Here is a 9271-nt window from a genome sequence, read left to right as displayed (position 1 = left end):
TGCAATCCACGACCACACCACGTGGTGATCATTTTTCTTACTTTGACTGGTAGAGACTTTCTCGTTACTGGTAATGCTTCATGAGAATTTAAGCGGATTTTCGGGGCGGCGGGAATGCGAATCTACACCGTTACATCGAATCATATCCATCTTTTAGTTGCTGATGATAAGGGGCAGAATGTCATCCCCCGCTCCATTCAATTGATTGCAGGAAGGACTGGCCAGGAATTCAACCAGCGGAAGGGAAGGAAAGGAGCCTATTGGGAAGATCGATATCACGCTACTGCAGTTGAGAGTGGCGATCATTTGCTGCAATGCATCGTGTATATCGATATGAATATGGTGAGAGCAGGAGTTGTGCAACATCCTTCCGAATGGTTTTTTTCCGGATACAATGAAATCCAGCAGCCAAAACGGAAAAATATATTGATAGATTATGATCGTTTACAAGAGCTTCTAGGATTCGACACCTACGGTACCCTGCAAGCAACTCACCGACAAAGAGTTGAGAGCTGCCTCAAAGAAGGAATTCCTCTTCGTGATGACAAGTGGAGTCGCTCTGTGGCAGTCGGAAGCGAGCGTTTTGTCGAAGAACTGAAGGGAACGATGGGCACAATGGTGTTGGGGCGGAAGATTGTACCGTCTGGGAAATCATTCCATCTTCGCGAGGCACAAGCTTCCTATTCATCTCTTTTAGGGGATGAAAAGTACGAAATAGCCCCTGAAAACTGCTATATTTGGAGATGAATAACTGAAATAACAGAGGGTTGACTTGGCCCGCCCCCTGTAAGATGCCCCTGTAAGATCCTGTAAGACCTCCCCCTGTAAGTAAACCAGGCATGTTACCATGCATGGCGCTTTCCAACGGTAGTTGGATCGCATACCGGACAGGCCTCCCCGGATAAGGACGTGATCTTTCGTTATGCAGGTAAGCGACCACTGGGAGACTCCGATCGCGGCATTTACCGTATCTCCTAAAACAGGTAAGCGAAGACTCCGGGGGTTTTGTCATGTTGTGCTGACTTGCCCAGAGACTCGGCCTTGTATGCCTTTTCTGTTAGTCGACTCATAACTTAGCGCTCCAGGTTACCGCTCCCATAGGTCGCTTTCGCCTGCGGCTCATGGCCAGCGGGCCCCCCAGACGAACCCTCGCGGGATCGCCCTCGGAGTCTTCGCTTACCTGCTTTCGGCTAGTATTTATGTTCCTGTCATCACGACAGTAACAGGTTTTACAAACAGGGGACTTGCACCCCATTAGATCACGCCCATGCCGGGCGCACACCATGCCTTGCACACTGACGGAAATTCCGCTGCTCTTCATTCCCGCACGTGAAGGCCAGCGTTACGCATCAAAAACGAAAAAAAATAAGTATTACAGCATGGAAAACTTAAGTCCAATATTTGGTTTGATCTGTGGCATTTTGCTAATAGTTTTCAGGGAAAAAGTCGCACAGTCAATTGAAATAGGTTTTAAAAAATTCCCTGTTTATGACAGAAGTGTTTTTGACTTTTCTGTAAAACCAGTGAATGTAGTCTTTATAGGAGCAATTTTGATTTTCACTAACTCTTATTTTCTGCTAGCTCAAATAGTATGAAAAATTGAGGAATTATTAGGATCAGGCCACGTTTTGAATCCATACAACTAAATATTTCACGGGATAAACCGGTGATCATCGATCGTTCGGTGAATAAAACTAGATATGGCAAGAAAAAAGAAACAGCAAGAACCAAGTTGGAAAGACATTGAGAAGATTGTTGATCAACATGGAAAAAGTCAATTAATTGATCTGATACGTGATTTATATCGTCTATCATCGGACAACAAAGATTTTTTCTTTACTCGTTTTTCAATCGGTGAGAATCCGTTGTCAAAATATAAAAAAATCATTCAAGACTCTGTACATCCTTATCTTGAGGATAATGAGCCCTTGGATATTGAAAAAGCAATTGATGCTATAAACCGGTATTCAAGAGCAGTTGATAACCCTTTGGAGGAAGCAGAATTAAGAGTATTTTTTGTTGAATGTGGCAACAATTTTACTTTGAGCTACGGAGATATTGATGAAGATTTCTATGATGCCATGCTCGAAATGTATGAACACGCATCTGAGACTGTTTTGGAACTTCCAGAGACAGAACAAGAAAAATTCAAAAAAAGACTTCAAGAAATTATGAAATCTGCATCAGGAATTGGCTGGGGATACTATGACGGTCTATGTGACATTTATTATGAAACATTTTCAAAGGATTAATCACCGAATCGGGTAGCCGGGGGAATCTCTCCCCCAGCCCCATAGCCGTCAGGTTAAGCCGTGAGGCCCTGATTAAGCCACACCAGGTATTGGCTCACCTCTGTATGACTATAAGCCTTCCTATATTTGCTCCAGGGGAAGATGACACAAATGTTTATCCTGCGGCAAATTTTCCTCAATCCATTGATATGGATAAACGAATATAAGGAATTTTTGTGCTCTGATGATTCGCATGTTTAAAATAATCCTGGTCCTCTCCTTAATGGGTATTACAGTCGCTGTTCATGCAACGGAAAACCTAAAGGCGTTGATGCCTGAGGAAAAAGCGTACATTCAGGAAAAAAAACAGGTGACCATTGGTGTTATTGATAACGAGCCCCCCTATTCATTTTATTCCCAGGGAAAAATTAACGGGTTCTCCATTGACCTGCTTCATCTTTTGGAACAAACGTCAGGGCTGAAATTCAACTTTGTTCTAGGCAGCTGGTCCAATGTTTTTTCGTCTTTTAAAAAAGAGGAACTGGATGTCATTGATCAAATCTCCTTTACCGAGGACCGTAGCAAATGGCTGCTCTTCACCCCGGCTTATCACATTAAAAAGCTTGTCCTGTTCATGCGGACCGGGGAAATCCCCTCCCCCTTTTCGGGGTTGAAGAGCCTTAAGGGGAAAAGGGTCGGTATCATAAAAGATATTTATTACGCCGATGCCATCCGCTTGAAAGATTTGGTCGAGGTTCACGAGTATGACGATTATATCTCACTTATGAAGGCCCTTTCCTTTGGCTGGATAGATGCGGTGGTGTCCAGCGAATTAACCGGACATTTCATCGCCCGGGACAATAACCTCACCGGGTTGGGAGTGGCCGGGCCCTTTAAGATAGAAGGGGTCACAGAGGAGGACTACCGGCTGGGCGTTTCTCAAAAGGAACCCCGGCTCCATTCGATTCTGGCCAAATTGTTGAAGACTATCCCAAAGGAAACACTTACGGCTCTGACCCTCAAGTGGAGCCAATATCCCTATCTAAACAAAGATGATTCCAAGCTTTTTTTGACCGATGGGGAAAAGGCTTTTATTCGAAATCACCCGATTGTCTCCATGGGGATGCTGGCAGATTTTTCTCCCTTCAGCTTTACCAGCCAGGGCCGCCAGGCGGGCTATACCGCGTCCCTTCTGGATATCATTTCCGAAAAGACCGGAATAAAATTTTCCTATGTTGTGGATGACTGGCCCAAGGTGCTTTATCTTTTTAAAACCGGCCAGTTGGAAGCCCTTGCCAACATTTCATATACCAAAGAACGGACAAAATTTACCCGGTATACGGATGTCTATCACGCCATTCCAACAGTGGTTTTTGTGAGGAACGAGTTTAGAGACTACAAAGATGTCAACAGCTTGAGAGGCCTTTCTGTGGGCATTACCGCAGATGTCTTTTATAAAGAGGCGCTATCCAGGGCTGTTGGCCCCCATTTGCGTGAATATGACAATCACTCCGCCATGATGAAGGCCTTATCCTTTGGGGATCTGGACGCTGTGGTCTCTCCGCTTAATACCGGAAACCACTATATCCGAAAGCTTGGGCTGGTTAATCTGGTGGTTGCCGGAGAACTTGACTCTGAAGGGGTGCCGGCTGAAGATCTTCGTTTCGGTGTCCGGCCGGACCTGGCCCCTCTGGACAGCATTCTTAATAAGGCCTTAAAATCCCTGTCCGCCGCAGACTGGCAGATGCTTGAAACCACCTGGCTTTCTCCCAGAACCGGGATCTTTTCGGATTACATGCTCAGGTTTTCGGAAAAAGAGCTGGCCTATCTGAAAAAGAAGAAAAAACTGGTTCTTTGCGTGCTCTCCGACCGGCTGCCCTTTGGAAATGTGGCCAACGACGGCCGTTACACAGGGATCAGTGCGGATTTGATGGCGCTTTTGGGCAAGAAGCTGCCCATCGCCATAATTGTGGAGAAGTGCGACTCTTGGGCGGACTTGTTCCGGTTGATCAGGCAGAAGAAGTGCGATTTTTGTATGGACGTCATGAAAACAGATGAAACGCAGCAGTACATGGATTTTACAAGCCCCTATCTCACCGTCCCCAATGTTATCGCCACCTCTGTTAATGCGCCCTTCATTGACGACATTAGGAAATTTTTGGATCGTCCCATGGGGGTCATTAGGGCATCACCTATTTATGAAAGTCTTAAATCCGCCTATCCCCGCATGTCCCTTGTGGCGGTGGACAACGATCCGGAAGGTATCGCAAAGCTACAGAGAGGAGAGTTGTTTGGCTTTATCGAAACCATGACCAGTATCGGTTATCATTTGCGGCAGGAGAAAATCGTGGATGTCAAGATTGCAGGTAAAATGCCCATGGACTGGCAGCCCTGTATCGGCACCCGGAGCGACGAGCCTCTGTTGGGGGCAATTTTTCAAAAACTTATCATGTCCGTGTCTGACCAGGAAAAGTCCCGAATTCTGGATCAATGGCTCAGCGTAAAGGTGGAGCAAAAATTTGACTATTCCCCGTTCTGGAAGATCCTGGGAGTACTTTCCGTCATGGTGCTCCTTTCCTTGTTCTGGATACAAAAGGTACGCAAACTCAACCAAAAGCTGATCGAGGCAAACCACGCCTTGGAGGAGTTGAGCAGTACCGACGGGTTGACCGGACTTTTTAACCGGCGGACATTTGACGAGCAATTCCGGCGGATGTTTGACATCTGCAAACGCAGTGCCATCCACTTTTCGGTTGTCATCCTCGACATTGACCATTTCAAGAGCCTCAACGACACCTATGGCCATCCTGCCGGAGATAAATGTCTAAAACGATTTGGCAAAATCCTTATGGAACGGTTCCAGCGGCGTTCAGATATCGTGTGCCGGATCGGCGGTGAGGAGTTCGCCATTATATGCATGGGCAAGGACGCCCGAAAGATCGCCGCCTATACTGATGATCTTCGCGAATATATGCAAGACAGCCATATCACCCATGGTGACCGAAAGATTAACTTCACCATCAGTGCGGGAATTTATTTTAATATTCCCCGGGAAGATACCATTGCTGAGCAATGCTTGAACATGGCGGACCAGGCCCTTTATGAGGCCAAGAACAACGGGCGGAACCGGGTGGTGGTTTCTGAGGCCTCGGCATCTGCAAACATTGCTTAAAAATGCCGGGATAAGAACGCGATTTATGTTCCTGTCATCACGACAGTAACAGGCTTTACATACAGGGGACTTGCACCCCATTAGATCACGCCCATGCCGGGCGTACACAAATCGTTTCAATGGATTGCGGAAGCTTCTCCGCCCCCCTAAGCTCCGCGTTGTGTGAAATATGACTACTAAAACGATTATTCTATTTTTTATCGTATCTTTCTGTACATCAATCTCAATAGCCGAGGATGGGATGTCGGCAAGTGATGTAATTGTCACATTCAAAAAATATGAATTGTTGAACAAAGAGTATGTCGCTTCTGTTGGCACTGCATCAAGCACAGATCTTCGCCAACAGGCCGAAGAGTATGCAGAAGGCCCGTTTGATCAGGCGCTTCAGTCTGCTGTTCAAATAAATTGCCGAAATGAAGATAAAGAGTTACTGCACGCTCTTTTTCAAGTGACTTTGTCAACATCGAACTCTGCCTCTGAAACGCCTGCATGGACACTGGGGCGCATTTTTGTGTGTAAGCCTGATTTTTTTGAAAAGGAATTTAAAGCTTTGACGCCATCGAATCAAGAAGCCTTATACGAGATCCTCAGTTTCGCTTTTGAGAATGTGGCGTATAATAGTAAAAACGATAGCAATATTGATAAATTGCGAAATCGACTTTTTTCGATGGCTCCAAATAAAGATAAGTGACACACAACCTTTTGCTGCACTGGATTTGGGCCCAAAAGCGGCCCTCTCCAGAGAGCAATACGTTAGTCGCAAGCAAGGAATCCCATGGAAATCAACTACACCCAGCTTAAATCATCTTTTGAAAACGATCTTCTTGCATTCGTAGATCAAATCACCAGCACAAGTAAACTATTTGGCCTGGCGATCATGATTGGCGAGGATATTGATCAAATGGATTGCATAGCAGTCACTTTAAACGAAAAAGAAAGGGGCGAATTATCCCCTGCCTACTCAAGTGAGTCCCAATTTATCGCAGATGAATGGCATAGTTGGCACTACGAGGCATTCAAATCAACGTCTGAGGCATTCCAAAAAATGCTGTCAAATGCCCCTAAACCCGATCCTGATTCATTTGAGTACACAAAAGATCAACTTCGGTTCATGAATGGCATTTATGATACCTACCTATCAGTAATGATGTCCCATAGATCTACAGCTCTCTCTAGCATTCCCTTTACTATGCTCTACTCGTCAGATTGTGGCCGCAATTTTATGGCTAGATCTGTTCAAAAACTGAACACGGGCGACATCCTGGAAGGTGCTCAAAAGATATTCGCCTGCAATGGCGAATCAAATTTTTGATAGGTGGCTAACTATTGCGTTAAGCGGACATCGCCCTTAGGCCTCGCCGCTTACGCTGGCCCGTTGGAGAAAGAAATCATGAAAAGAAAGATCATCTTAGTAAACGTGCTACTCAGTCTTGTATGCCTGACGCCCATAGCTTCAGCAAACGAACTGGCCGAATATCTTGTCAAAGGAGACTTTGCTGCAGGCATCGACTACTTTGAAGAAAGAGAAAATGGTGGCAAAGAATCAAATAAGGAAAAATTCTCGCTTGGTGTTCTTCAGTTCTTTGAGGCACTTGAAGGTCTAGCTCAGGACTTCCATCGCCTTGGTCTGGATAGCAGATCGGGTCAAAGAGCCAGGCTACCCTTTTTGAGAGTTCCCGTTCCAATTAACGAGAATCCAGAATTAGCGACTCCCGATGCAATAAGTGAAACTCTAAAATGTTTTCATGCCCGCATTTCGAAAGTAAATCAGACTCTACAGAATCTAGATGAGAAAGAATTTACCACTTCCATAGATATTTCCACTATTCGCATTGACTTCGACCACGATGGCCAACTTGGAGAAAATGAATATTTTCACCAAGTATATACAGCATACAATCGACGATCGAGAGCGCTTTTTATTGATGGAAAATCCGTAGTGATTGATTTTGATCTTAGTGATGCCTATTGGTTGAAAGGATATTCACATCTTCTGCTGGCGATAACAGAAACACTTTTAGCTCATCAATGGGATGATGTTTATAAATATTCTTCCCATATATTCTTTTCACGGGTTGTTTCAGACATTGGGACCACTTTAAAGAAGCAAAATGATGCTCAACTCTCGATTTGGGCAGATCTAATAGCTGGTATCCATGTAATGAATCTTGAAGTTAGAGCCCCCGATCGGCTGAGATCTGCCCACCGCAACCTGCTCAAGGTAGTAGAGTGTAGTCGTTTATCATGGAGTCACATTGAGAAGGAGAGCGACAACAAAAACGAATGGATACCTAATCCGCAGCAAACAGGGGGTACTGGTGTTCAGATTAGCCAGGATATGATTGATGGTTGGAAGGAGTTTCTCGACGAATTTGAAAGCATCTTGAACGGGAATAAGCTTGTTCCACACTGGCGCTTTAAGGATGGACGGGGAATAAACATTAAACGAGTATTCCATGATCCCCAACCATTTGATCTAGTTCTTTGGCTTCAGGGTTCCGCAGCAATCCCCTATCTCGAAGAAGGAAATCTTTCCTCGCGAGAGACATGGACGAGAATCACCAGAGTGTTCCAAGGGAATTTTATCGGATTTGCAATTTGGGTAAATTAAGGAAAAAGTCCAATCGGGTAGCGGGGGTTTTTCTCCCCGCCCCCCCACACCACCAAGCGTGCGGGTCCGCACTTGGCGGTTCCCATAGACCATCGAACCGTAGCCGGATGAAGTATAGTCGCAGCTCTTTGACATCGAGAAGGTAGCAACTGCTAAATATACTTGAAAGCGCAATGGTTCTTTCATCGCGCCTGCTTATCCGCTCTCCCGGTCGGGCTCAACGCGTGGCAGAGCATATAAGGTTGCACTTTCTTCTATAGGTTTGGCCCTTCAGCGGGGTGAGCCCTCCCAGCTTTTCTATTCGCCGAGCTCGTTTCCAGTTACCCATGCTCCTGTTGGGTAACTTCCTTCGCCTAATATGGCCGCTGCTGACTCCTGCCCAATCACCCTACATGTTCCCATACAGGACGCCGCTGAATCAGCTACCGCTCGTTGAGCAGGCCTCCCCGGATAAGAACGTAATCTTTCACTACACGACCGCAGCATTTACCGTATCTCCTGAACCAGGTAAGCGAAGACTCTGGGGGTTTTGTCATGTGGTGCTGACTTACCCGGAGACTCGGCCTTGTGTGCTATTTCTGTTCGTCGTCCCATAACTTTGCACTCCGGCTTCCTTCAGACAGGCTCTCGCGAGACTGCCTCGGAGTCTTCGCTTACCTGCCTTCGGCTAGTATTTATGCTTCTGTAATTTCACAGAAACAAGGTTCATACAGGGGATTTGCACCCCATTAGATCACGCCCATGCCGGGCGTACACCCAATTCACCGGACGGAAAAAACGCCGCCGGTGATCGGCATGTTCTCTTCTTAAAAACACACGCCTGACATTTAACGCATGCCGTTATACTTTTAACCATGACAAAGAATTTTAAATGCAAGCATACACAGGCCCTTTATGAAGGAAACAGCCCAAAGCAATTCAGAACTTTTCAGGCGCAAGCAGAACGTAAACTCCAAATACTTGATAGCGCAGTCGAGTTGCTTGATTTACGATCCCCACCCGGGAATCGATTTGAAAAATTGGGAGGCGATAGACAGGGACAGTACAGCATAAGAATCAATAATAAATGGCGTGTGCGCTTTTCGTGGTCTGATGAACCATACGATGTAGAAATAACAGACTACCATTAGTTCTACTTTGGGAATCATTTAACTTGCTGAATTTTTATCAAAATTGTGTATAATAACACCATCAAATAATTCATTTTTTGGGGGGCGTTTTACCTCATCTCAGCGTCTCCCAAAAAAAGAAATTCAG

8 protein-coding genes are annotated in these 9271 nt (G+C 45.6%); all 8 read left to right on the top strand.

All coding sequences use genetic code 11. The features are described from left to right. Nucleotides 1-114 precede the first annotated feature (114 nt). The 8 genes from JWJ90_RS21840 to JWJ90_RS21805 all read left to right on the top strand — a co-directional run bounded on the left by JWJ90_RS21840 (nt 115) and on the right by JWJ90_RS21805 (nt 9144). Nucleotides 115-747, top strand: coding sequence for a transposase (locus JWJ90_RS21840; protein WP_205229342.1), 633 nt, complete (start codon nt 115-117; stop codon nt 745-747). A 536-nt stretch (nt 748-1283) separates the two neighbouring features. After that, the gene (locus tag JWJ90_RS21835) at nt 1284-1595 is read left to right on the top strand and encodes a hypothetical protein (protein WP_205229341.1); all 312 of its coding nucleotides are present in this window, start codon (nt 1284-1286) and stop codon (nt 1593-1595) included. Nucleotides 1596-1700: 105 nt separating this feature from the next. Beyond that, nucleotides 1701-2252 (top strand): hypothetical protein, encoded by a 552-nt coding sequence (locus JWJ90_RS21830; protein ID WP_205229340.1) that lies wholly within the window; start codon nt 1701-1703, stop codon nt 2250-2252. Between the two features lie 232 nt (nt 2253-2484). Continuing rightward, nucleotides 2485-5403, top strand: coding sequence for a transporter substrate-binding domain-containing protein (locus JWJ90_RS21825; RefSeq protein WP_205229339.1), 2919 nt, complete (start codon nt 2485-2487; stop codon nt 5401-5403). Nucleotides 5404-5572: 169 nt separating this feature from the next. After that, on the top strand, nt 5573-6094 hold the full coding sequence (locus JWJ90_RS21820; RefSeq protein WP_205229338.1) for a hypothetical protein: 522 nt from the start codon (nt 5573-5575) through the stop codon (nt 6092-6094). Nucleotides 6095-6178: 84 nt separating this feature from the next. Next, complete coding sequence (locus tag JWJ90_RS21815; RefSeq protein WP_205229337.1) at nt 6179-6715, top strand: hypothetical protein; 537 nt, start codon at nt 6179-6181, stop codon at nt 6713-6715. A gap of 78 nt (nt 6716-6793) precedes the next feature. Further along, nucleotides 6794-8014 carry a hypothetical protein gene (locus tag JWJ90_RS21810; RefSeq protein ID WP_205229336.1) on the top strand — a complete coding sequence of 407 codons (1221 nt, stop codon included), beginning with the start codon at nt 6794-6796 and terminating at the stop codon, nt 8012-8014. 854 nt (nt 8015-8868) lie between these two features. Continuing rightward, nucleotides 8869-9144: a type II toxin-antitoxin system RelE/ParE family toxin gene (locus JWJ90_RS21805; RefSeq protein ID WP_205229335.1), complete on the top strand. Its 276-nt coding sequence runs from the start codon at nt 8869-8871 to the stop codon at nt 9142-9144. Nucleotides 9145-9271: the final 127 nt, after the last annotated feature.

This window comes from Desulfobulbus rhabdoformis (genome assembly GCF_016919065.1).
Taxonomy (GTDB): Bacteria; Desulfobacterota; Desulfobulbia; order Desulfobulbales; family Desulfobulbaceae; genus Desulfobulbus; species Desulfobulbus rhabdoformis.
The sequence above is the reverse complement of the archived record's forward strand: the minus strand, read 5'-3'. Positions and strand labels throughout refer to the sequence as shown.